Annotated in this window: 25 protein-coding genes and 1 pseudogene; 10 read left to right on the top strand and 16 right to left on the bottom strand. The window is 49.9% G+C overall.

The features are described from left to right. Nucleotides 1-215 precede the first annotated feature (215 nt). Nucleotides 216-1,250 carry a selenide, water dikinase SelD gene (gene selD, locus O3276_RS20750; RefSeq protein WP_269673017.1) on the top strand — a complete coding sequence of 345 codons (1,035 nt, stop codon included), beginning with the start codon at nt 216-218 and terminating at the stop codon, nt 1,248-1,250. A 123-nt stretch (nt 1,251-1,373) separates the two neighbouring features. On the opposite strand, the gene O3276_RS20745 is transcribed toward selD, so the two are convergent. Both O3276_RS20745 and O3276_RS20740 read right to left on the bottom strand, forming a co-directional pair. Then, nucleotides 1,374-1,619: a hypothetical protein gene (locus O3276_RS20745; protein WP_206679310.1), complete on the bottom strand. Its 246-nt coding sequence runs from the start codon at nt 1,617-1,619 to the stop codon at nt 1,374-1,376. A gap of 160 nt (nt 1,620-1,779) precedes the next feature. Beyond that, nucleotides 1,780-2,208, bottom strand: a complete 429-nt coding sequence (locus O3276_RS20740; RefSeq protein ID WP_269673016.1) for a secondary thiamine-phosphate synthase enzyme YjbQ — start codon at nt 2,206-2,208, stop codon at nt 1,780-1,782. A gap of 425 nt (nt 2,209-2,633) precedes the next feature. On the opposite strand from O3276_RS20740, the gene O3276_RS20735 reads away from it, so the two are divergent. After that, entirely contained in the window at nt 2,634-3,011 is a 378-nt protein-coding gene (locus tag O3276_RS20735) for a RidA family protein (protein ID WP_269673015.1), read from the top strand. Nucleotides 3,012-3,095: 84 nt separating this feature from the next. On the opposite strand, the gene O3276_RS20730 is transcribed toward O3276_RS20735, so the two are convergent. The 7 genes from O3276_RS20730 to O3276_RS20700 form a co-directional block, all read right to left on the bottom strand. Continuing rightward, nucleotides 3,096-3,644 (bottom strand): DUF2058 domain-containing protein, encoded by a 549-nt coding sequence (locus O3276_RS20730; RefSeq protein WP_269673014.1) that lies wholly within the window; start codon nt 3,642-3,644, stop codon nt 3,096-3,098. Nucleotides 3,645-3,825: 181 nt separating this feature from the next. Further along, nucleotides 3,826-4,596: a cytochrome c1 gene (locus tag O3276_RS20725; protein WP_269673013.1), complete on the bottom strand. Its 771-nt coding sequence runs from the start codon at nt 4,594-4,596 to the stop codon at nt 3,826-3,828. Continuing rightward, complete coding sequence (locus O3276_RS20720; protein ID WP_209203477.1) at nt 4,596-5,831, bottom strand: cytochrome b; 1,236 nt, start codon at nt 5,829-5,831, stop codon at nt 4,596-4,598. The genes O3276_RS20725 and O3276_RS20720 overlap by 1 nt, the downstream gene beginning before the upstream one ends. Then, nucleotides 5,831-6,424, bottom strand: a complete 594-nt coding sequence (petA, locus tag O3276_RS20715) for a ubiquinol-cytochrome c reductase iron-sulfur subunit (protein ID WP_101745149.1) — start codon at nt 6,422-6,424, stop codon at nt 5,831-5,833. Before petA ends, O3276_RS20720 begins: the two co-directional genes overlap by 1 nt. A 579-nt stretch (nt 6,425-7,003) precedes the next feature. Next, nucleotides 7,004-7,396 carry a 30S ribosomal protein S9 gene (gene rpsI, locus O3276_RS20710; RefSeq protein ID WP_101745147.1) on the bottom strand — a complete coding sequence of 131 codons (393 nt, stop codon included), beginning with the start codon at nt 7,394-7,396 and terminating at the stop codon, nt 7,004-7,006. A gap of 12 nt (nt 7,397-7,408) precedes the next feature. After that, complete coding sequence (rplM, locus tag O3276_RS20705; protein WP_101745146.1) at nt 7,409-7,837, bottom strand: 50S ribosomal protein L13; 429 nt, start codon at nt 7,835-7,837, stop codon at nt 7,409-7,411. Between the two features lie 314 nt (nt 7,838-8,151). Then, complete coding sequence (locus O3276_RS20700) at nt 8,152-9,180, bottom strand: hypothetical protein (RefSeq protein WP_269673012.1); 1,029 nt, start codon at nt 9,178-9,180, stop codon at nt 8,152-8,154. Between the two features lie 340 nt (nt 9,181-9,520). Here O3276_RS20700 and rpe point away from each other — a divergent pair, with 340 nt between their 5' ends. Then, nucleotides 9,521-10,198 (top strand): ribulose-phosphate 3-epimerase, encoded by a 678-nt coding sequence (gene rpe, locus O3276_RS20695; protein WP_269673011.1) that lies wholly within the window; start codon nt 9,521-9,523, stop codon nt 10,196-10,198. Nucleotides 10,199-10,248: 50 nt separating this feature from the next. Further along, nucleotides 10,249-10,518: an HAD-IA family hydrolase gene (locus O3276_RS20690; protein WP_269673010.1), complete on the top strand. Its 270-nt coding sequence runs from the start codon at nt 10,249-10,251 to the stop codon at nt 10,516-10,518. Nucleotides 10,519-10,536: 18 nt separating this feature from the next. Here the strand turns inward: O3276_RS20690 and O3276_RS20685 are convergent, their stop codons facing one another. Beyond that, entirely contained in the window at nt 10,537-11,880 is a 1,344-nt protein-coding gene (locus tag O3276_RS20685; protein WP_269673009.1) for a hypothetical protein, read from the bottom strand. A gap of 542 nt (nt 11,881-12,422) precedes the next feature. On the opposite strand from O3276_RS20685, the gene trpE reads away from it, so the two are divergent. The 4 genes from trpE to trpC are packed head-to-tail and all read left to right on the top strand — an operon-like array spanning nt 12,423 to nt 16,392. Next, nucleotides 12,423-13,913: an anthranilate synthase component I gene (gene trpE / locus O3276_RS20680; RefSeq protein WP_269673008.1), complete on the top strand. Its 1,491-nt coding sequence runs from the start codon at nt 12,423-12,425 to the stop codon at nt 13,911-13,913. Next, entirely contained in the window at nt 13,913-14,497 is a 585-nt protein-coding gene (locus O3276_RS20675) for an anthranilate synthase component II (protein WP_269673007.1), read from the top strand. Before trpE ends, O3276_RS20675 begins: the two co-directional genes overlap by 1 nt. Nucleotides 14,498-14,521: 24 nt before the next feature. Further along, the gene (gene trpD / locus O3276_RS20670) at nt 14,522-15,577 is read left to right on the top strand and encodes an anthranilate phosphoribosyltransferase (protein ID WP_269673006.1); all 1,056 of its coding nucleotides are present in this window, start codon (nt 14,522-14,524) and stop codon (nt 15,575-15,577) included. An 11-nt stretch (nt 15,578-15,588) separates the two neighbouring features. Then, nucleotides 15,589-16,392: an indole-3-glycerol phosphate synthase TrpC gene (gene trpC / locus O3276_RS20665; protein ID WP_269673005.1), complete on the top strand. Its 804-nt coding sequence runs from the start codon at nt 15,589-15,591 to the stop codon at nt 16,390-16,392. A 39-nt stretch (nt 16,393-16,431) separates the two neighbouring features. Here trpC and O3276_RS20660 read toward each other — a convergent pair whose 3' ends face one another. The 3 genes from O3276_RS20660 to crp form a co-directional block, all read right to left on the bottom strand. Then, the gene (locus tag O3276_RS20660; protein WP_269673004.1) at nt 16,432-16,740 is read right to left on the bottom strand and encodes a superoxide dismutase family protein; all 309 of its coding nucleotides are present in this window, start codon (nt 16,738-16,740) and stop codon (nt 16,432-16,434) included. Next, nucleotides 16,676-16,879 (bottom strand): superoxide dismutase family protein, encoded by a 204-nt coding sequence (locus O3276_RS20655; protein WP_269676027.1) that lies wholly within the window; start codon nt 16,877-16,879, stop codon nt 16,676-16,678. The genes O3276_RS20660 and O3276_RS20655 overlap by 65 nt, the downstream gene beginning before the upstream one ends. 201 nt (nt 16,880-17,080) lie before the next feature. Beyond that, nucleotides 17,081-17,734 (bottom strand): cAMP-activated global transcriptional regulator CRP, encoded by a 654-nt coding sequence (gene crp, locus O3276_RS20650; RefSeq protein ID WP_442876541.1) that lies wholly within the window; start codon nt 17,732-17,734, stop codon nt 17,081-17,083. Nucleotides 17,735-17,919: 185 nt separating this feature from the next. Here crp and O3276_RS20645 point away from each other — a divergent pair, with 185 nt between their 5' ends. Beyond that, nucleotides 17,920-18,333 (top strand): OsmC family protein, encoded by a 414-nt coding sequence (locus O3276_RS20645; protein ID WP_101745137.1) that lies wholly within the window; start codon nt 17,920-17,922, stop codon nt 18,331-18,333. A gap of 151 nt (nt 18,334-18,484) precedes the next feature. Here O3276_RS20645 and O3276_RS20640 read toward each other — a convergent pair whose 3' ends face one another. Together O3276_RS20640 and cysZ are read right to left on the bottom strand one after the other, a co-directional pair. Continuing rightward, a complete protein-coding gene (locus O3276_RS20640) occupies nt 18,485-18,826 on the bottom strand; it encodes a histidine triad nucleotide-binding protein (protein WP_269673002.1) in 342 nt (113 codons plus the stop codon). Between the two features lie 33 nt (nt 18,827-18,859). Continuing rightward, nucleotides 18,860-19,539 (bottom strand): annotated as a pseudogene (gene cysZ, locus O3276_RS20635) (sulfate transporter CysZ). Nucleotides 19,540-19,786: 247 nt separating this feature from the next. Between cysZ and trxB the strand changes: the two are divergent. Next, nucleotides 19,787-20,740 (top strand): thioredoxin-disulfide reductase, encoded by a 954-nt coding sequence (trxB, locus tag O3276_RS20625; RefSeq protein ID WP_101745135.1) that lies wholly within the window; start codon nt 19,787-19,789, stop codon nt 20,738-20,740. 47 nt (nt 20,741-20,787) lie between these two features. Here trxB and O3276_RS20620 read toward each other — a convergent pair whose 3' ends face one another. Next, the gene (locus O3276_RS20620; protein WP_269672999.1) at nt 20,788-21,264 is read right to left on the bottom strand and encodes a Z-ring associated ZapG family protein; all 477 of its coding nucleotides are present in this window, start codon (nt 21,262-21,264) and stop codon (nt 20,788-20,790) included. Nucleotides 21,265-21,481: the final 217 nt, after the last annotated feature.

The following is a 21,481-nucleotide window of genomic DNA, read 5'->3' as shown; positions in this document are numbered from 1 at the left end:
GCAATATGTAATCCAAAATATATGGTTTTATACGGCTAGCTACTTACACTGACGTCTAAAATTATCTTTTATCATAGAGAAATGACATTAGAAACCACTGTTTTCTATGGACACCCCGCAAATGTGTGCAACCTTCTCACACTTGAGGCATTTAATGAAAGGGTTCGCAGTGCTAAAGTACGCGCATTTCAAGCGTTAGCTCAGAGGCAGTATTAATGAAGGATCTGAAGCTCACAGAATACAGTCATGGTGCGGGATGTGGATGTAAAATTTCACCACAGATTCTTGACGGTATTTTGCAAACCAACCTTACTCTTCCAGAGTTTCCTAACCTGGTCGTAGGTAATGCCAGCAAAGATGATGCAGCTGTTGTTGACCTGGGCAATGGTGAAGGGATTATCAGCACGACTGATTTCTTTATGCCTATTGTTGATGATCCATTTGACTTTGGTCGCATCGCTGCCACCAATGCCATCAGCGATATTTACGCCATGGGCGGCACGCCCTTGATGGCCATTGCCATTCTTGGCTGGCCCGTTAACAAGCTACCGCCGGAAGTCGCAGCCCAGGTAGTAGACGGCGGTCGTCAGGCATGTGCTGACGCTGGTATACCTCTGGCTGGAGGTCACAGTATTGACGCCCCTGAACCCATCTTCGGACTTGCCGTCACCGGTCGTGTATCCCTTGAGCACCTGAAAAGAAATGATCAGGCTCAGGCGGGTCACAAGCTTTATCTGACCAAGCCGCTTGGCGTTGGTATTCTCACAACCGCGCAAAAGAAAAAGCTGTTGCAGGAGGAGCACCAGCATATTGCCCGTGACTCCATGTGCGTAATGAACACCATGGGTGCCGATCTGTCTCTGCTGAATGGCATCAGTGCCATCACCGATGTTACTGGCTTTGGTCTTCTTGGCCATCTTCTGGAGGTTTGTGAAGGCAGCAAGGTAAAAGCCACGCTGTATACCGACAAGCTGCCACTTCTTCCTCATGTGGAAACCTATCGTCAGCAAGGCTGCATTCCCGGCGGAACGGAAAGAAACTATGCCAGCTATGGCCACAAAGCCGCCAATATTTCCGAGCAACAGAAACACATTCTCTGTGATCCCCAAACCAGCGGTGGACTGTTGGTCGCGGTAGATCCGGCAGCGGAAGAAGCTTTCCATAACGTCGCGGCAAGATTTGGATTGTCTCTGGAGCCAATTGGAGAACTATCGCCTTACGACGGTGGTAATTGGGTAGAAGTCGTTTGAATCTTCTGGAAGCGCTCACTGATCATTTTTCATGGGCAGTCTTGCATCCATGCTGTCGTGCGCTTCTGGTATAAAATATATATGCAAAAAAAACCCGGCGAATGCCGGGCTTTAACGGTTAAACTATATTGGTCTGTTACCATATTCACCGGAGGGCTTTTTCGGTGGGTCTGCGGTAATGTTCGATGGAATCTCCTCAATCTGGCCTCCTTTCTTCAAAAACTCTTCTACCTGGGCATCCAGACTTGCCCTGAGTTTTTTACGAGACTCGACGGTCCTCTCTTCAGCAGGTTCGTCGCGGCTCCCCAGAAACCCTATATCAGCGCCATCAAAACCAGCAGCAGCTTTAGTCGGCTTTTTCCGTGCCATAGCTATGTCCTCTAGGTACTGGTTTTCGGAATGTCCATTCCGAAATATTGAGATTGACTTCTTGTCCAATTTTTATAGTTATAGTCCAGCATTGTTAAAATGCCAGTTTGGTCTCACCCTCCTGTATAAAAAATACATTGTTAATGCTTGTTTTTTATCATTACGTATAACTTTCACCGTGTAAAGTGATGATTAACTTACGACTTCCGCCACTGTCTCTGTGTTCCCCCAGCCATATCCCCTGCCAATGACCCAAAGCCAGCGAACCATCCGTGATTGGAATGATTACATCGGCACCAAACAGGCTGGATTTAATGTGGGCCGGCATATCATCACTGCCTTCTATCACATGGAGAAAATACTCTTCATTTTCAGGGATATAATGATTGCTGAAGGCTTCCATATCATGACGGACATTGGGGTCGGCATGCTCATTGAGTGTCAGTGAAGCAGAAGTATGCTGTAAAAAGATATGACAAAGCCCTGTCTTATAATTCTCCAGCTCCGGTAACTGACCAATAATTTCGGCCGTAACCACATGAAACCCCCTCCGGTAGGGACGCAGCTGAACCTGTTTCTGAAACCACATGATTTAACCCTCGCTCAAAGGTGCCGATAACAATCCGTCAGTCATCAAAGGATCCGTATCCATGATGTCACTTTACGATAAAAATGTGACAGTTTTGCAATTTGTCGCGATGTTCATAATCCGGAAACCGGGCTACCTACCCATGGCTGTTTATATAAGTCCAGATTAAGCTTTCAGAATTTAAAAAACACTATATGGAGAGAAGTTTTGAAGACGAGGCTTTTCGGCTGAGTTTCCCCCTTGCCATCAAGTTCTACACAAAGCATACCTGCCAAAAAACGACACCTGAAGAGTAAACATGGCGGTCATGATCTTTGGGAAACCGGTCAAAAATAAACCCCTAAATTCACTTTGAACCGATGACAAACACACGCGACATCTCTAAAATCTCGTCCCTTTCCCTTAAACAAAGCGGCTTAATCATCATGGACAAAGTGATCGAAACCCCTGACGCTCCTCCGGCTATCGGCCCATACTCTCAGGGTATGCGCTTTGGTAACCTGGTTTTCACATCTGGCCAACTGCCAATCGATCCGGAAACCGGAGAAGTGTCTGAAGACACCAAACAGCAGGCTCATCAGTGCCTGAAAAACCTGAAAGCAGTATTAGAAGCGGCCGGCAGCGGCATGAACCGGGTGAAAAAAGTCACCGTATTCGTTCGCGATATGGATGAGTTCAGCAATATTAACGAAGTCTACAAACAGTATTTCAAAGTACCTTTCCCTGCCCGCAGCCTAGTTGAAGTTGCCCGTCTGCCAAAAGATGTGAAGGTAGAAATTGAAGCCCTGGCAACGGTTGACTAACCGTTGCCAGAGCAGCCAACAATGGTTCTCATTCATTAAGTAACATCTTGAGAACACATTCATTGAACGGGGGGGTGGCCCCCGTTACCACATCAGGTCATCCGGAATCTGATAATCCGCATACCAGTCTTCTTCTTCCTCGGTCAGATCGCCAGACTTATTATTCTGCATGACAATCGCTTCTGGCTTTCGCTCTGCAATCTTACTGGCCACCGGCGCAGGGATGACCAGAAAATCGTCGCCCAGTATCGCCAGGGCCAGCAAGCCCCTTTCCAACCTGGTTAACTGTTCATCAGTCACATAAATTTTCTTGATTTTGTTTTCATAAACAAACTTATATTCTGCTTCGCCCCCATTACGGGACAATGCATTAGTCTCAATCAGTTGACGAACCTGTGCGTCCAAGGCCTTACGCTGACGTTCATCTTCAAGCTGTCGATTCAGCTCACGATCTTTCTCAGCCTGAGCCTGCCTCTCTTTCTCCAGCTCAATACGGCGCTTTTCCTGATCGGTCATATCACCAGAGCGGGCAGCCTGCTGTTTCTTTTTCTTATTACTGGTTTTGGCCTGTAATGCCTGTTGTTTTGTCGCAAGGCCAGCTTTCATCAGCTGGTCACGAAGTGATTTACTCATCGTCTTAAATACCAGAGGGGGATTCAAAAAACTGGAATCTTAGCAAGCCCTTCTACTGACAGCCAGAGATGAAGCCTGTCATTGTCGGCTTTTTGATAACCATAAAAAGCACAAAGCCCACAAAGAAGAACATTCCTTTGTGGGCTTGTTGGTTCAGAGAGCCGATAACGGCGACTATTGCTTAGTGGACATCCTTCCAGAATTCCCGTTTGAGCAGATAGGCAAACACGAAGAACAGCGCCAGGAACAGGTATACATAAATACCCAGCTGCTTACGCTGTTCTTGCATTGGCTCCGCAGAGTAAGCCAGGAAGTTGGTCAAATCATAGGCCATTTGATCGTATTCGCTGGGCGTCATACTCCCCTTACGCTCCGGATCAACCGTCAGGCCACAGATCTTGTCTCCGGTCAGCGGGTCACGGGCCGTTGGGTCTGTATCACCGCAATTGTCGATCTGTACTCCCTGAAGCCCCAGAAGCACATGGGGCATACCAACATCCGGGAAGACCTTGTTATTTACCCCATAAGGGCGGCTTGGGTCTTCGTAGAAGGTCCGGAGGTAGGTATAAAGCCAGTCAGGCCCACCTTTAACGCGGGACACCAGTGTCAGGTCCGGAGGTGTAGCACCAAACCAGACCTTCGCTTCGTCCGGGTCCATGCTGTTATGCATCAGATCACCGATCTTGGCAGACTTATCGAATACCAGGTGCTCCATCATCAGGTCATGGGGAATGCCAAGGTCATCCGCTACCCGCTCATAGCGCTGATACTGGGTCGCATGACAACCTGCACAGTAGTTCTGGTAATACTTCGCCCCCCGCTGCAGCGAAGCTTTGTCAGAAGGGTCCAGATTGGCTTCATCAAGAGGGTATCCCCCACCGGCTGCTGCCGCCAACGATGAAAACAGCACCGAAACCAGAAACAACTTAATGGTCAGTATTATTCTTTTCATTAGCCGGTCACCCTCTCAGGTACAGGTTTGGTCTTCTCCCATCGTGTGTAGAAAGGCATCAACAGGAAGAACGCAAAGTAAATCAGCGTACAGATCTGGGCAATGAGTGTATAAGTCTCAGTTGCCGGTTGCGTTCCGAGCCAGGTCAGCAAAATAAAGACAAAGGCAAAAACCACAATGCTGGTTCTGCTGATCATGCCCTTGTAACGCCACGATCTGACCGGGCTGCGATCCAGCCAGGGCAGAACAAAGAGAATGGCAATCGCGCCCCCCATGGCGATAACCCCACCCAGCTTGGAGTCGATTGGCCCGATATCAAAGGTAATCGCCCTGAGGATGGAGTAGAACGCGCCAAAGTACCAGACTGGTGCAATATGCTCGGGCGTCTTCAGGCCGTTGGCCGGTTCAAAGTTGGCATGCTCAAGGAAGAACCCGCCCATCTCCGGGAAGAAGAAAATAATGCCACAGAACACAAACAGGAAGACCACAACCCCGACAATATCCTTAACGGTGTAGTAGGGGTGGAAAGCGATACCATCCAGGGGCACACCATCGGGTCCTTTGTTCTTCTTGATATCTATACCGTCCGGATTGTTTGAGCCCACTTCATGCAATGCCAGAATGTGCAAAACCACCAGACCAAGAATAACGATCGGCAGCGCAATGACATGCAGCGCAAAGAAGCGGTTCAGGGTAATACCGGAAATCAGGAAGTCACCACGAATCCACTGCTGAAGATCCGGACCAATCACCGGAATAGCGCCAAACAGGGAAATAATTACCTGCGCCCCCCAATAGGACATCTGCCCCCAGGGCAACAGGTACCCCATAAAGGCCTCACCCATCAGCGCCAGGTAGATGGCCATACCAAAGATCCAGATCAACTCCCGTGGTGCCTTGTAGGACCCGTAGAGAAGACCACGAAACATGTGGCAATAAATAACCACAAAGAACATGGATGCGCCGGTAGAGTGCATATAGCGGATTAACCAGCCATATTCCACATCCCGCATGATGTACTCAACAGAAGCAAAAGCGGCTTCAGCGCTGGGCACATAACTCATGGTCAGCCAGATGCCCGTCAGGAGCTGGTTAACCAGAACCAGCAGGGCCAGAGAACCAAAGAAATACCAGAAGTTGAAGTTTTTGGGCGCATAATATTTGCTGAGATGCTTCTCCCACGCCTGGGTGACGGGAAGTCGGGCATCAACCCAGGCCATTATTTTATTTCCCATCACGCATTCTCCTCATCTTTACCGATAATCAGAATATCATCGCCTTCAAAGGAGTAAGGTGGCACGACCAGATTCGTTGGGGCAGGAACTCCTTTATACACCCGACCGGCCAGATCGAACCGCGAACCATGACAGGGGCAGAAATACCCCCCCTTCCAGTTGGCATCAAACTCCATGGGTTTGACTTCCGGCAGATATTTTGGAGAACACCCAAGGTGGGTACACAAACCGACCAGAACAAGAACATCTTCCGTCCGTGAACGGTACGGATTGGTGGCATACTCAGGCTGCTCTGAGCTTTCTGATTTCGGGTCGCGCAAACGCCCATCCTGTGATGGCAGTTCATTAAGCATATCTTTGGTACGTCGCAGCACAAAGACTGGTTTACCCCGCCATTCATAGACAACCTGTTGCCCGGGTTCCAGCTTGCTTAAATTGACTTTTACCGGTGCACCGGCAGCCTTAGCTTTTGCACTCGGGTTCCACGACTTCAGAAAAGGCGTAGCGACCCCTACAGCACCGGCAGCCCCCACCACCGAAGTCGCTGCCACGAGAAAGCGGCGCCGGCCTTTGTTTATGCCGTTGTCACTCATTAACCTACTCTCCCCATCCGGGCTGAATGCCCAATGACTTCTTTTTGTTCATGGGTGTGATAACTAGGAAGCCTGTCCGAGAGTCTCCGCAAACCTCCAGCGAGGAACTCTGTAAAACGTACAATCGATCAGTAAACCGGCTTTCCGTTTTTGAACCCCGAACTTTATTATTGGCAGGATAACACCCATCACAGTCCATTCGTCACAAGTTCAAACAAAGGACACCAGACATGATAACAGATTTGCTTCTGAAACAGGGCTTTTGTTAACCCGGAAAGGACAAAGACTCAAAAGCTCTCTCGCAGAACCCCCGCACCTCAAATAACAACCTGACAGCTGAAATCAACCCCCAACAATAAAGCCGCCTCGCATTATACTTACCCACATAAGCGGCAGTGCGTAATGATACTGGTTTTAACGCATAAAAAAAATGCCCAAAACAGGGCACAGGTTTTTTTAATAAAAGTTTCAGGCATAAAAAAACCTCCCGATACGCTCTCCCGAAAGAGGCACAAAGGGAAGTTTTCCAGTAATCCAGGCAACCAGCCGGAAAAACCGGCAGGTTGTCTGAGCACAATATCAGCGCTTGGAGAACTGTGGACGCTTACGGGCTTTACGCAGACCCACTTTCTTACGCTCAACTTCACGAGCGTCACGGGTAACGTAGCCAGCTTTACGCAGAGGAGAGCGCAGAGTCTCATCGTACTGCATCAGCGCGCGGGTGATACCATGACGGATAGCACCAGCCTGACCAGAACCGCCGCCACCAGATACAGTGATCTTGATGTCGAACTTTTCAGTCAGCTCAGTCAGTTCCAGAGGCTGACGAACTACCATTCGAGCAGTTTCACGGCCGAAGTATTCGTCCAGGGAACGGCCATTGACAGTGATACTGCCAGAACCAGCTCTCAGGAAAACACGTGCGGTTGAGGACTTACGACGTCCAGTTCCGTAGTATTGAGTTACAGACATAACCACCCCTGATTAAATTTCCAGTTGCTGAGGCTGCTGAGCAGCATGTGGATGCTCGCTTCCGGCATAAACCTTCAGCTTGCTGTACATGGCACGACCCAGAGAATTCTTGGGCAGCATCCCCTTAACAGCCGTTTCGATTACCAGCTCAGGCTTGTGGTCGATCAGCTTGTCAAAGCTGATGGACTTCAGGCCGCCGATGTAACCGGTGTGGCGGTGGTACATCTTGTCAGTAGACTTACGTCCGGTAACACGTACTTTCTCGGCGTTTACTACCACGATGTAGTCGCCAGTGTCCACATGAGGAGTGTACTCTGGCTTATGCTTGCCGCGCAGACGCAGAGCGATTTCTGTTGCCAGACGACCCAGCGTTTTGCCTTCGGCATCAACTACGAACCAGTCACGTTTTACGGTTTCTGGCTTAGCACTAAAAGTTTTCATTAAATTCGCCTCTATGATATCGCTGACGCGATACCTGTTCCTACATGGCCGTTCCCTGCTGGGCAAGAGCCAGGCTAATAGCCCCAGATCAGCAATACCGGCCTGTTCAAAACATTGGGCGCTCAATCGGGAAACGGGAGCGGTATTATACCGTTTGGCAAGAGGAAATAAAGCCCCCTGCGAACCGGATCTCTGTTAAAAACCCGGAACCACCATACTTGCCTTCTGTGACAGCACATCCAGGGAACAGCTGACCGGATATTTTTGCCAGCCCATGGTTTTGCATTATTAATTTGCATAACGCGGCCACATGACTAACGAGCAACCTGCAAATCGCCTTCAGAAGCCCTGAGGACTTTTAAAATATGCCGCCCCTGAAAGTCCGGGTTAAACTGAAGACCTTGCGGAAGCAACCTTCTGCCGAGCCTCTCAAGCTCTGAGGAAGCGCCACTGGTTCGGACTTCAACAGCCAGTAACAGGGAGTTCAGCAGGAAGCCAATAATGCTTCGACTCCATAAACTCACACCAAAACCACCGGCGAGGGCAGCGTAAGTGACGATAAAAGATACCCTGTTAACAAAACCGTTTTTCTGATCCCCATGATACCCGGTCACCATTCTCACAGGAGGCTGAGTTCTGTCATTATCAGCAAAACTGAACCCGACACCTTCTGAGAGGCCGTTTATACTGAAAGGCCCGCCAAGATCGAGAAAAAGCTCATTATCCTTGGGAAATTTGTAATATCGATAACCATAAATCCCCCCTCGCCCTGCGCTACTGATGTACAGTGACTTAAGATCCATCCACTCCAGGCTCATAATATAAAGCGTTCTTTCCGGGGACAGCATCAAATCAAGGGCTGACTGATGGGTTGCCAGAATTAAAAAAAGTAACAACGGGTTTTTCTGCAAAGGGGCGGGCATTGTCCTTGAATCAATTTTTTTTACCAACCGCCTGACCTTACTTTCCGTGGTAAATCGCACCTTGTAACCCGAAACCTCTGATGCGGATTCAGTCAATATTTCCTCATAGTCCACCAACAACGGTTGCCCGGTTCGTTTAAGGTAAGAGAGGTAATTGACATAACCAAAAGCTCTATCCTCCACTTCCTCCATTTGATCAATCTCTTCCGCCTCTGACGGGACTGAAATCATTATTCGACAGGACTCGGCAACCCCCTGCTGGCACCCCACGGTATATTTCAAATTCCCCTTAACACCGAAGATATCCCTCAATTCCACAGAGCCCACATAGTCTGAAGCCACAACGTCGTCAGACTGGCCCTGATAAGTTGCCATTGCCTGGCCGGTGATAATCAGTGCGATACAACCATATCGCCTCATTCCCCACACCAAAGCGCTTGAAAAAATCGTCTTTATTTTTACCACAAGCCTCACCAACAATGCTGCCAATCAAATGAACCTTAACCTTTTTCGAGGCGGTCCCTCCTCCAGTCGATTGACCGTTGACCAGAAGATAACGGGGTGCTCAGTCAGCACAGTGCGTGGCGTAAAAGCATAGACGATGTCAACCATTGTGAATAATTGTGCAGGCATTACGCTACGGTCTCAGCCTGAAATGGCCGGTCTATCCCTGCGATGTGTCAGAGCCGGTTGCACCTGACAGAGCCCTGACAACCCGCTACAATCGCCAAAAATCATACACAAGCAGATCAGGATAACCATGCGCGACTATATTATTGCCCCAAGCATTCTTTCCGCAGATTTTGCCCGCCTGGGTGAAGAGGTCGATCATGTTCTGGCCGCCGGAGCGGACTGGATTCACTTTGATGTTATGGACAACCACTACGTCCCGAACCTCACCCTGGGTCCGATGGTCTGCAAGGCACTGAGAAAGCATGACGTCACTGCGCCCATCGATGTTCACCTGATGGTGAGCCCTGTCGATCGTATCATCGGTGATTTTATTGAAGCCGGTGCCAGCATGATCACTTTCCATCCGGAAGCCTCTGAACATATTGATCGCAGCTTACAACTGATTCGCGAAGGTGGCTGCCAGGCTGGGCTGGTACTCAATCCGGCAACATCCCCCGATGGGCTTGAGTATGTGATGGACAAGCTGGATATGATCCTGTTGATGTCGGTCAATCCCGGCTTTGGCGGTCAGAAGTTTATTCCCTCAACCCTGAAAAAACTGTGCAGGGTTCGCAAGCTGATTGATGATAGTGGGCTGAATATCCGTCTTCAGGTAGATGGTGGTGTGTCGGCCAGTAATATCCGCCAGATTGCCGAGGCCGGTGCGGATACCTTTGTTGCCGGCTCCGCCATTTTTGGTGCTGACAACTATCAGGATGTCGTGACACAAATGCGCTCCGAGCTGGCTGAAGTCGTGGCTTTATAAACCATGACAACATCCAGCGGCCATCCATTTCTGAACAACCTGGCCAGGTCATGTACGACCTGGATGGCACGCTGGTAGAAAGCCTCCCTGAAGAAAAACCTCACCCCATGCCTCTGCTGCATGCCATGCAGAGGTTTAATTGTCCCACCGGAAAGTCGCTGATGATTGGTGACTCTGTTAATGATATTCGTGCAGCCAGAGTAGCGGGTGTCCGGGTGATTGGCTTACCTTATGGATATAATCATGGTGAACCTATTGAGTGGGCCAAGCCTGACCTGGGGATTGCGTCATTAACCACACTTCTCCCAACGAAGGCTTAACCAGGTTCGGGAATGGTGTCATGCAGTCGGTGCCATTCCATTTTCCCAAACAGCGGCCTCCGAAGTTACCTCACGCTGGTAAAGACGTGAACAAACCCGATTGCTGTGCCCCCACGCCTGCTTCGCAACCGTTGACAGCCTGGGTACCGGATTCGACTTCTCAGCTCTGAAAAACAGATAGTTAAGCGCGGTATATAACGCATATGATCTACACGATATATAGGTCCTGGGCTTATCCTGATAACTACTCACCGCAGGCATCAACAACTTACTCAGCATTTCGGGTCGCTCTTTGCTGTTGACGCAAAAATTCATATTCCAGGTTGTGTAGAGATCACTCCACTGCTTTGGCATCGGATAATTGAACAGGGGTTGCTGCCCCTGCTCATCCAACTCAGAAGCACGTTGGGTGTATTTTCCCGGATAATGCTGGGCCAGGGTCAAGCCTGCACAGGCATTTTCGTGACGGCCTCTGACTGTCTCAAAGGCGGTCGCTTCAATGATATTAAAGGGCAAAACACAACGCCCCTGCGAATGAGGATAATCTCGTTTCGTTCGACTTTTCAACATCTTCACAATAGGCTGCTCAACGGAGATGAGCTTAATCACTTTTTTGAAACCCAGCCCTCTGTTAGCCCTCCTCATTTCATTTCGCTTTTTTTTCCACAAATGAACACACACTTCCAATACTTCGGTATTTTGAATTTGTGCTTTGGTCAGTAAATTGAGCGCCAGAGCAAATGGCAGTACCGATTCCAGTTCATGAATAATTTCATTTTTGCCCTTTTCGAGCATGCCTTCGGTCGTTTCACTGACATTAATGATGTTATGAATCGCATGCATCAAATAATCATTTGATTTGATATTCTTGAAAACCTCACTGATTTCCCTTTCTATCGTTTCCTGCGAAATATCATCCGATAAGTTGTTACTGATTATCTCGAATATTTCCTGAGTCCACTCACCTCTCAAATCCATCAGATCAAGATCTATGAAAGACTGTTTAACCTCTTGTCTCACGTCGTTAAGATCGAGTTTCTGGATCAGCTCGCTGGCACGAGCATGCAACTCACTCAGAAACATATTTACCTTTTCTGTCTCCTCCGAACTCAATAATTTTTCTGAACTATCAATTCCCCCTTGCCTGCATAGTGCGATTTTCAAATAAATTGACAATGTTTTATTGCAGATATAAACCAAAGGTCGGCTAACAAGGTAACCAGTGATTTTTTTCCTGGTCGTTGACGACCAGCAACCTTCATGTGTACGTTGACCCGGTATTGCTCTTGGATTATGGAGATCGCTTTGCATCAAGCCTTGAGCCTGATTCAGCCCCCGGGTGTAACTGGAATTTTCTATCATGTGAATTTCCCTGCATAGTCTCAACCACTTCAAGAAGGTACCCCATTCATTAAGTGGATGTACTAATAAACTGATCAGAATCAATAACAGACAACTGCAGCACACTGCATCATTAAACATAATTGCCATAAACCCTGTCCTTTATTCCCTCGGATACGGGAGAGCGGAGAGCATCACAACCCGGGACAACAAGCAGGGCAATTCTTCGGTTTGTAATAGTCAGAGCATTCATATACCATTTTCAATCACAATATAGTGAGAAGCACCGAAATAACTTAGCAGTGCGCAGGGAGTTTGCAGTGAAACTCTGTCGAAACCGAGACTGTCGAAACCGAGACAGTCTTCACCAAAAGCGTTTTCACATCAGATGCAGCTACCAAAACACCTGTTTCGGCGCTTTCCTGACTTCAATGCCCCTCCTTTTCACCTCCTGGTGCTGGCCATAGGCCTGCCAATTTCACTTAGCCCAACGGCAACATGGTTGTTGCCAAACATAGATAATTTCAATCAATAATCCTGTTAGCTTATTCGAGAGAGCTGCTATGATGCCTGAAGCGTTTGCGCGTCTGACCAGAGAAGGATACAACCGCATTCCCGTTGTACGAGAGATTCTGGCAGACCTGGACACACCGTTAACCACCTATCTCAAGCTTGCCAATGGCCGCTACTCCTACCTGCTGGAGTCCGTGGAGGGCGGTGAAAAGTGGGGCCGCTACTCGATGATTGGCCTGCCCTGCCGCACCTTGCTACGGGTCAACGGCGATCGTATTCAGATCGAAACCGATGGCCAGATTGTCGAAGAACACACCACCAGCGACCCACTGGCGTTTATCAAGGCATTCCAGCAACGTTATCAAGTGCCGGAGTTGCCGGAACTGCCCAGATTCACCGGCGGCCTGGTGGGTTATTTTGGTTACGATACGATTCGCTACATTGAGCCCAAACTGGCACAGAGCGCCCCGAAGGACGAACTGCATACACCGGACATCCTGTTAATGGTGTCTGATGAACTAGTAGTATTCGACAACCTCAGTGGCAAACTGATCCTGATCACCCATGCCAACCCTGACCAGCCAGCCGCACTGGAAAAAGCACAATTCCGCCTGGACAACCTTGTGCGCCAGCTGCAAACCAGCCACATTCAACCTCCGGTCCAGGCCTCTCTGAACCCCGCCTGTGAAGATGATTTTCAATCAGGGTTTGGCGAAGAAGCCTTCAAAGATTCCGTTGGCGCTATTCGGGATTACATTCTGGCAGGCGACGCAATGCAGGTGGTTCTCTCCCAGAGAATGTCCATTCCCTATGACAGTTCACCGCTGAATCTTTACCGGGCTCTGCGAAGCACCAACCCTTCCCCCTACATGTACTACATGGATCTGGGGGATTTTCATGTAGTGGGCTCTTCTCCTGAAATTCTGGCCCGGCTGGAAGATGGCGAGGTGACCGTAAGGCCCATTGCCGGCACCCGAAAACGCGGTGATACCGAAGAGAAGGATAAAGCGCTCGAACAGGAGCTGCTCAATGACCCCAAAGAGCTGGCAGAACACCTGATGCTGATCGACCTGGGAAGAAACGACGTTGGACGTGTAGCAACCACAGGCTCAGTAAAGCTGACGGACAAGATGGTCATCGAGCGCTACTCCCACGTTATGCACATTGTCTCCCATGTGACGGGCGAACTGAAAAGTGGACTGGATGCCCTGGATGTACTAAAAGCTACGCTACCCGCAGGGACGTTAAGTGGGGCACCCAAAGTACGGGCCATGGAAATCATCGATGAAATGGAGCCGGTCAAACGGGGAGTCTATGGCGGCGCAGTGGGCTACCTGGCCTGGAACGGCAATATGGACACCGCTATTGCCATCAGAACCGCGGTTATCAAAGACCGGCAGCTCCATATTCAGGCCGGTGCCGGTATTGTTGCTGACTCCAGCCCGGACCTGGAATGGCAAGAAACCATGAATAAAGGGCGTGCAATGTTTCGTGCGGTAGCCATGGCCCAAACCGGATTCATTAAAGGGATGAAACACTGATGCTGTTAATGATCGACAACTACGACTCATTCACCTTTAACCTGGTTCAATACTTCTCGGAACTGGGGGCTACTGTCGATGTCCACAGGAACGATCACATCACCATTGATGACATCGAAAAGTTAAAGCCAGACCATATCGTTATTTCTCCTGGCCCGTGCACGCCAAACGAAGCTGGCATATCCATGGATGTTATACGACATTTTCAGGGTAAGGTTCCGATCCTGGGAGTCTGTCTTGGCCATCAGAGCATTGGCCAGGTGTATGGCGGCAGGATTGTTCGTGCCCGACAGGTGATGCACGGGAAAGTTTCCCCGGTCTTCCATCAGGATTTCGGGGTGTTTCAGGGACTGGCCAACCCGGTCACCACAACCCGTTACCACTCACTGGTGATTGATAAAGAGAGTCTTCCTGATTGTCTTGAGGTCACCGCATGGACGCAGTTTGCCGACGGCAGCAATGACGAGATCATGGGCGTTCGCCACAGAGAACTGCCCGTTGAGGGCGTGCAGTTTCATCCGGAGTCCATTATGACCGAACAGGGACACGACCTTCTGGCCAATTTTCTCAAACAGTCCATATAACCATTGAGCTAAGGGAATGAAGACATGCAGATAAAAGAAGCCATCAACCGGGTCGTACAACATCTTGACCTGAGCCGGGATGAAATGGTCGAGGTCATGCAACAGATCATGACAGGCCAGTGCAGTGACAGCCAGATTGCGGCTTTTCTGACGGGCATGCGGATGAAAAGCGAGAGCATTGAAGAGATCACCGGGGCGGCCATGGTTATGCGACAGCTGGCTACCCGGGTTGAGGTTAACACTGAGCACCTGGTGGATATTGTCGGTACCGGCGGGGATGGAGCCCACCTGTTCAACGTCTCGACAGCGTCGGCATTTGTCTGTGCGGCTGCCGGTGCCAAAGTGGCAAAACACGGTAACCGAGGGGTTTCCAGCGCAAGTGGCAGCGCCGATCTTCTGGAGCAGGCTGGCGTCAACCTGGATATCAGCCCTGATCAGGTGGCCCGCTGCATTACTGAGGTGGGGGTCGGCTTTATGTTTGCACCAGCCCACCACTCAGCCATGAAAAATGTGGTCGGAGTGCGCCGGGCGCTGGGCATTCGTACTCTGTTTAATATTCTTGGGCCGATGTCCAACCCGGCTAACGTAAAAAATCTGCTGATTGGTGTCTTTAACCGGGAGCTATGCCGTCCTCTGGCGGAAGTACTGCGTGAACTGGGCAATGAGCATGTTATGGTGGTGCACTCCGTCGATGGACTGGATGAAATCAGTATTGCCAGTGCCACTCACGTTGCTGAGCTGAAGGATGGCAACATCCGCGAATACACCCTGACACCGGAAGATTTCAATATCAACTCCCAAAGCCTGATCGGGCTGGATGTAAAAGACAGTGATGAATCACTGGCGCTGATCAAAGACGCCCTCGGTAAGCAGGAAGGAAAATACGCTGAAAAAGCCGCCAGCATGATCACCCTGAATGCTGGTGCTGCCATCTATCTTTCGGGAGTTGCCGGTGGCCTTGAGGAAGGTATTCTGATGGCCCGGGACGCTATCGATAGCGGCCTGGCGCTGGAGAAAATGAAAGAGCTGGCCAGCTTCACCCGCGTTTTTTCTGCTGAAGCAGCCACCTGGTCAGTGTGAGGATCCCATTCATGTTGCTACCGACGATTCTGAATAAAATCATTGCCCGGAAGCATGAAGAAGTTTCTGAGCGCCGCAATACCAGGCCGCTTGATAAAGTGAAAACGCTGGCCGAAGAAAACACCCCAACACGGGGGTTCGCCCGAAACCTGCTGTTACGGGTGGAAAAGCAACAGGCCGCTATCATTGCGGAAATCAAAAAAGCCTCTCCCAGCAAAGGGGTTATTCGGGAACACTTCGAGCCCGCTGACATCGCCAGAAGCTACGAACGCTCCGGAGCCAGCTGCCTGTCCGTGTTGACGGACCAGGATTTTTTTCAGGGGAGTGATCGCTTTTTACAGGCTGCTCGAGATGCCTGCTCTCTGCCTGTGCTACGTAAAGACTTTATGGTCGACCCGTATCAGATATACGAAGCCCGGATGATCGGTGCTGACTGTATCCTGTTGATCGTCTCCGCACTGTCTGACCAACAGCTCAGTGAATTTAATGCGCTGGCACAATCCCTTGGAATGGACGTTCTGGTCGAGGTGCACGGGGCCGATGAGCTGGAAAGAGCGCTGCCATTGCCGGGCGCTATTCTTGGTATCAACAATCGCAATCTGCATACATTTGAAGTGAGTCTGGATAATACCTTTGAGTTGCTGAACCGGATTCCCGATGGTCGGCTGGTGGTTACGGAAAGTGGTATACACACAAAGCAGGATGTGGAATCCATGGTCCGGCACAATGTGAACAGCTTTCTGGTGGGAGAGGCTTTTATGCGTCAGGAAGATCCGGGAGAAGCGCTCAGCAGATTATTTGGCAGTTATTTATGATCAAAGGCCGCCCTGAGAGGGTCGGCCAATCTTGGCCAACTATTGAATAACCCCACAGGCTATTCTGGCACCACCGCCACCCAGGGGAGGGTTGTCAGAATAGTTATCGGAACCAGCATGAATCACCAGTGAACGCCCCTTCAGTTCAGAGAGTGACAGTCGAGGTGCTACAACCGGGCTCATCGCCTTCCCATATTCATCCACCATTAATACCGGCAAATCCCCCAAATGCCCGTGACCGTCAGGCCCCTCGTGGTGGCCGGTGCCATTGGGGTCATAGTGATCACCTGCGGCCAGGGCAGCAACGCTCTGCCCCCCTTTCTCCGGGCTCACAGGAGGGATTTTCATGAACATGAAAGCCATGTTTACCGGGCGACAGATCATGCAGAGTCGGCTGTAATCTGACCCCTTTTGTAACATCATCGGCATGATGGATAATCACGCTGCCTATGGTTGGCCCATTACCTGCCGGAGTCACCCGAAACATGACAACTTCCAGCTTTTCCTCTACCTTGCCTTCAACCTGACCCGTATTATTTGAACACCCCGACAGCAAGGCAGATAGTGCGATCGGCAGAGCCAGGAACCTGATACCTTTATTAACCATGTTATGAAACCCCTGAGAAAACATATAAGCCTCAGTATAGGTTCCAATGACACTCAGCAAGGGTTGATTGTTACGGCTCTTCTAACGGGTGCCAAACACCACCATGGTTTTTCCTTTTACCGAAACAAGCCCCTGGGCTTCAAGGCTTTTCAGAACCCGCCCAACCATTTCACGGGAGCAACCGACAATACGACCAATTTCCTGACGGGTTATTTTGATCTGCATCCCATCAGGATGCGTCATGGCATCGGGTTGACGGCATAAATCCAGCAACGTTCTGGCCACCCGGCCGGTCACATCGAGAAATGCCAGATCCCCCATCTTCCGGGTGGTATCCTTCAAACGGGCAGCCATCTGACCAGACAGCATCATCAGAATCTCGGGTTCTTTCTGCACCAGATCCCTGAACTGTTGGTAACTGATTTCCGCTACCTCACAGGCGGTCTTGGCCTTAACCCAGGCACTGCGTTCCTGCTGACCCTCGTCGAAAAGACCCATTTCTCCAAAAAAGTCCCCCTGATTCAGATAGGCAACGATCATCTCACGACCATCATCGTCTTCGATAACCACGGATACAGCACCCTTGACGATGTAATAAAGGGTCTCTGAAGTATCACCGGCACAGAGTATGGTACTTCTGGCCGGATAGTTTTTCCGGGAGCACATGTCCAAAAAAACAGACAAAAAGTGTTTTACACCGGAGGCTGGTCTGACAGGTAAATTCTTTGCCAACATCTTTTCACCACAACTGCCTTGTTTTGGTCACATCATACCGCAAACTTTTCTTGAATGTCTTGGCACTATTCGATGAATGGATGCTGTTACGAAGAATACAGAATTCTGATTGAATAGCTGTTTTGATGCAAAGGCTTTAGAATTGCCCGCAAATAGAAACAGTCAAACGAGAACAGGAATTTCAAATGAAGGCACAAGTCAAGTGGGTTGATAACCAGCGTTTTCTGGGACTGACCGACAGTGGCAACTCCATCGTTATGGATGCCGATAAACACCAGAAGAGCGCACCGAGCCCCATGGAGATGGTGTTGATGGGTTTAGGTGGGTGCTCTTCGGTGGACGTGGTCAATATCCTGGAAAAAGCGCGTCAGAAAGTGACCAGCTGCCATGTGGACATTGAATCCGAACGCGCTGATGCCATTCCCGCTGTATTTACCAGAATACATCTGTCTTTTGTGGTGAAAGGCAGCAAGATCAAAGCATCCCAGGTGGAACGTGCCGTAAACTTATCCGCCGAAAAATACTGCTCGGTTGCCCATATGCTGGGCAAAGGTGGTGTTGAAATCACCCACAGCTACGAGATTATCGAAACCGAATAGAGGATTCAAACCACAAAGGCACGAAGACACAAAGGAAGCCTTTTTTGTTTGCTGAGCCTGAACCAGGCAAGCCCAGAAAAAGCTTTGTGTCTTTGTGCCTTTGTGGTTCCCTTCTTTTTAAGGCCCTACGCAAAACCTCTATGGCTCACAATCAGCCCGGCGGCCACTGCATTTGACGTCCCGCCAGCAAATGCAGGTGTATATGGTACACCGACTGCCCACCATGGCTGTTGGTATTCACGGCCAAGCGAAAACCATCCTCACTTACCCCTTCGCTGGCCGCGATGTCTTTTGCCACCAGCATCATCTTGCCCAGCAGTGACTGGTCTTCTGCTACGGCATCATTCATGGTCGCAATGTGCTTTTTGGGAATGACCAGAATATGGGTTGGAGCCGCCGGGTTAATATCCCTGAAGGCCACCACCTGATCATCTTCAAATACTTTATCTGCGGGAATATCGCCCTCAGCAATTTTACAGAAAAGACAACTCATTAAACCCACTCCTTGCCTATATAAAAGATCCCATCAGCCTGCGGTCACAGGCTGCTCTATTTCCCGTTCCCACAACAGCGTTGCACCAACGACCGCAGCGGGAATAATCAGCAAATTGATCAACGGTATCAACATGGCCAGGTTAACAACCGCACCAAAAGGCCACGACGTTGATAGCTTCGGTTTCAATCGTGATAACATGTCGGAAAATGAGACACCCCGGTTATCCGCTGCATAGTCACAGTACTGGATAGCCATCATCCAGCCATTGAATAAAAACCACAACACTAGTCCCAGCACCGGAACAAAAGACAGTATCAGCAGCACAATTGCCCGGGGCAGGAAATACAACAGTTTGCGCAACTCCCGGCCAATACTTCTCGGCACAATTGTCAGCCAGTCAGACAATTTAAGATCAGGCAGCTCTGCGCCTTCCATTCGCTGCACTTTTTCCGCCAGCAGTGCATTAAACGGGGCCGCAATAAAATTCCCGATAATGGTGAAGGTAAAAAACATCACGGCCGCCAGGGCCAGAAAAACAGCGGCCATAGCAGATACTCCAGAAACGCCAGCCACTCTGGCATCCAGCCGGTGAGTTGCTCCATCCACAGAGAGAAATGGCCCGATGCCCAATAAATAATCCCGGAAAACACCAGGATATTAATGACCAGCGGAATCAAAACAAACCATCGCAATTGTGGCAGTAAAATCATTTTCAGTCCCCGGATAAAGTAACCGGGGCCTGATACAGGGGTGTTATGTATCATCACTTTATTGTTAATGCTTGCCAGAAACCGAAATATTACACCAGCAACAGCTATTTCTCTTGTTTTCTTCTCTTGGGCTCTTCTGCAATAGGGACAGACAATAAGACTCATAATTTTTGCCAATTGCCATGGCTCAAAGGCTATAGCTATTATAAGGCCATTTAATCATTACCCCTTATTAATGGAGTACATAATGAGCATAACCAGACACTCCCGCCTGTTAATTCTTGGTTCCGGGCCTGCGGGCTATACCGCCGCTGTCTATGCCGCCAGGGCCAATCTCAATCCGGTCATGATTACCGGCATGCAACAGGGGGGCCAGCTGACCACCACAACGGATGTTGATAACTGGCCAGGTGGACAGGAAGGGCTTCAGGGCCCCGGCCTGATGATGGAGATGGAAGCCCACGCCAAACGCTTTGGTACTGAAATTATTTTTGATCATATCGAAGAAGTGGATTTCAGCCAAAAGCCCTACACCCTGAAAGGCAGCCACACGTATACCTGCGATGCCCTGATTATCGCCACCGGAGCCAGCGCACGCTATCTCGGCCTGGACAGTGAAGAAGCCTTCAAGGGTAAAGGGGTGTCCGCCTGCGCAACCTGTGATGGATTCTTTTACAAAAATAAAGATGTGGTCGTGGTCGGTGGCGGCAACACGGCGGTTGAAGAAGCGCTCTATCTCTCTAACATTGCCAGAACCGTTACCGTGATTCATCGACGCCAGCAATTTCGCTCAGAAAAGATCCTTCAGGACAAACTGATGGATCGCGTGCAGAACGGCAATATCAAACTGGTTCTTGACTCTGTTCTGGATGAAGTGCTGGGCGACGATATGGGGGTCACCGGCGTCCGGGTTAAAAATGTGCTGAGTGGTGAATCCGAAGAAATATCCGCAATGGGCTGCTTTATCGCCATCGGCCATACCCCGAATACCGGTATTTTTGCCGGTCAGCTGGACATGAAAGATGGCTATATCCGGGTGAATAGCGGTCTGGCAGGCAATGCCACACTGACGTCAAAAGAGGGAGTGTTTGCCGCCGGGGATGTTATGGATCATGTCTATCGCCAGGCGATTACCTCTGCCGGTACTGGCTGCATGGCAGCATTGGATGCCGAGAAGTATCTGGATGCCCTGGAAGCTTAAATAGAGTTGCTACAGGCTTCCTCGACAGGAAGCCTGTATGTCACCGTTTATTTATCGGTGGTGGTTCCTTCTTTCGCAGACTCACCGTAACCATACTCTTCAGCCAACGCTCCCTGTTCATCAGGGCAGGATTTAGGCGCATAGTCCTTGGGCTGCTCCAGGGGTGGCGTGCGTTCATTACGACGCTTATGAATCTTCCCGGACAGCAGTGCGTTACTGCTTAACAGGGAGTCGCCAAGCCGGTTGCGGACTTCTTCATCCTTACAGAGCGCTTCTGCACCATTGGCCAGATGCTCATGGACATCCCGGTAGGTATCGGTCAGTTTATTGATCAGGTGGGCTGATGTGGTGAAGTGATCTCCCACACGCTCCTGGTACTCTTTGAATTCCTGCTGAAGTTCATCCAGCTGGCTCTCCAGCCTGCCGTTACGGGATTTTGCACCGGACAGTAAATGGTAAACGAGCGCACCACACAGAATCCCCGTCAGAAACGCCAGACTACCGATAAACCAAAGTACGTTCATGTTTTCCACAGTATCGCCTCACTCAGTGGGGCCCGCGCCCTTGTCATTAAATCACAACGCCATGTGCTTTAGCACCTGCCTATAAACAGATTGTATAGATTCCATTGAAGTTGGCCTAGCCCATACCGACAAAAGCCAGATTCGAGCAAAACCCACAGACTTTGTCCACCGCTTACTTTGTATAGTTGCTTTCGTCAAAGAGTGATAAAAGAACATC

The organism is Endozoicomonas sp. GU-1 (assembly GCF_027366395.1).
In the GTDB taxonomy this organism is placed as follows: domain Bacteria; phylum Pseudomonadota; class Gammaproteobacteria; order Pseudomonadales; family Endozoicomonadaceae; genus Endozoicomonas.
This window is presented reverse-complemented; position numbering and strand designations above follow the sequence as displayed.

Coding starts and splice junctions, on each gene's coding strand:
- crp (WP_442876541.1), bottom strand. CDS start 17,734: ATGTTGGCAAAGAATTTACCTGTCAGACCAGCCTCCGGTGTAAAACAC.
- trpD (WP_269673006.1), top strand. CDS start 14,522: ATGCAGATAAAAGAAGCCATCAACCGGGTCGTACAACATCTTGACCTG.
- O3276_RS20690 (WP_269673010.1), top strand. CDS start 10,249: ATGTACGACCTGGATGGCACGCTGGTAGAAAGCCTCCCTGAAGAAAAA.
- O3276_RS20640 (WP_269673002.1), bottom strand. CDS start 18,826: ATGAGTTGTCTTTTCTGTAAAATTGCTGAGGGCGATATTCCCGCAGAT.
- O3276_RS20675 (WP_269673007.1), top strand. CDS start 13,913: ATGCTGTTAATGATCGACAACTACGACTCATTCACCTTTAACCTGGTT.
- O3276_RS20660 (WP_269673004.1), bottom strand. CDS start 16,740: ATGAAAATCCCTCCTGTGAGCCCGGAGAAAGGGGGGCAGAGCGTTGCT.
- trpC (WP_269673005.1), top strand. CDS start 15,589: ATGTTGCTACCGACGATTCTGAATAAAATCATTGCCCGGAAGCATGAA.
- O3276_RS20655 (WP_269676027.1), bottom strand. CDS start 16,879: ATGTTTCGGGTGACTCCGGCAGGTAATGGGCCAACCATAGGCAGCGTG.
- petA (WP_101745149.1), bottom strand. CDS start 6,424: ATGAGTGACAACGGCATAAACAAAGGCCGGCGCCGCTTTCTCGTGGCA.
- trpE (WP_269673008.1), top strand. CDS start 12,423: ATGATGCCTGAAGCGTTTGCGCGTCTGACCAGAGAAGGATACAACCGC.
- O3276_RS20685 (WP_269673009.1), bottom strand. CDS start 11,880: ATGATAGAAAATTCCAGTTACACCCGGGGGCTGAATCAGGCTCAAGGC.
- rpe (WP_269673011.1), top strand. CDS start 9,521: ATGCGCGACTATATTATTGCCCCAAGCATTCTTTCCGCAGATTTTGCC.
- trxB (WP_101745135.1), top strand. CDS start 19,787: ATGAGCATAACCAGACACTCCCGCCTGTTAATTCTTGGTTCCGGGCCT.
- O3276_RS20730 (WP_269673014.1), bottom strand. CDS start 3,644: ATGAGTAAATCACTTCGTGACCAGCTGATGAAAGCTGGCCTTGCGACA.
- O3276_RS20720 (WP_209203477.1), bottom strand. CDS start 5,831: ATGGGAAATAAAATAATGGCCTGGGTTGATGCCCGACTTCCCGTCACC.
- O3276_RS20735 (WP_269673015.1), top strand. CDS start 2,634: ATGGACAAAGTGATCGAAACCCCTGACGCTCCTCCGGCTATCGGCCCA.
- selD (WP_269673017.1), top strand. CDS start 216: ATGAAGGATCTGAAGCTCACAGAATACAGTCATGGTGCGGGATGTGGA.
- O3276_RS20725 (WP_269673013.1), bottom strand. CDS start 4,596: ATGAAAAGAATAATACTGACCATTAAGTTGTTTCTGGTTTCGGTGCTG.
- O3276_RS20645 (WP_101745137.1), top strand. CDS start 17,920: ATGAAGGCACAAGTCAAGTGGGTTGATAACCAGCGTTTTCTGGGACTG.
- rpsI (WP_101745147.1), bottom strand. CDS start 7,396: ATGTCTGTAACTCAATACTACGGAACTGGACGTCGTAAGTCCTCAACC.
- O3276_RS20740 (WP_269673016.1), bottom strand. CDS start 2,208: ATGTGGTTTCAGAAACAGGTTCAGCTGCGTCCCTACCGGAGGGGGTTT.
- O3276_RS20745 (WP_206679310.1), bottom strand. CDS start 1,619: ATGGCACGGAAAAAGCCGACTAAAGCTGCTGCTGGTTTTGATGGCGCT.
- O3276_RS20700 (WP_269673012.1), bottom strand. CDS start 9,180: ATGAGGCGATATGGTTGTATCGCACTGATTATCACCGGCCAGGCAATG.
- rplM (WP_101745146.1), bottom strand. CDS start 7,837: ATGAAAACTTTTAGTGCTAAGCCAGAAACCGTAAAACGTGACTGGTTC.
- O3276_RS20620 (WP_269672999.1), bottom strand. CDS start 21,264: ATGAACGTACTTTGGTTTATCGGTAGTCTGGCGTTTCTGACGGGGATT.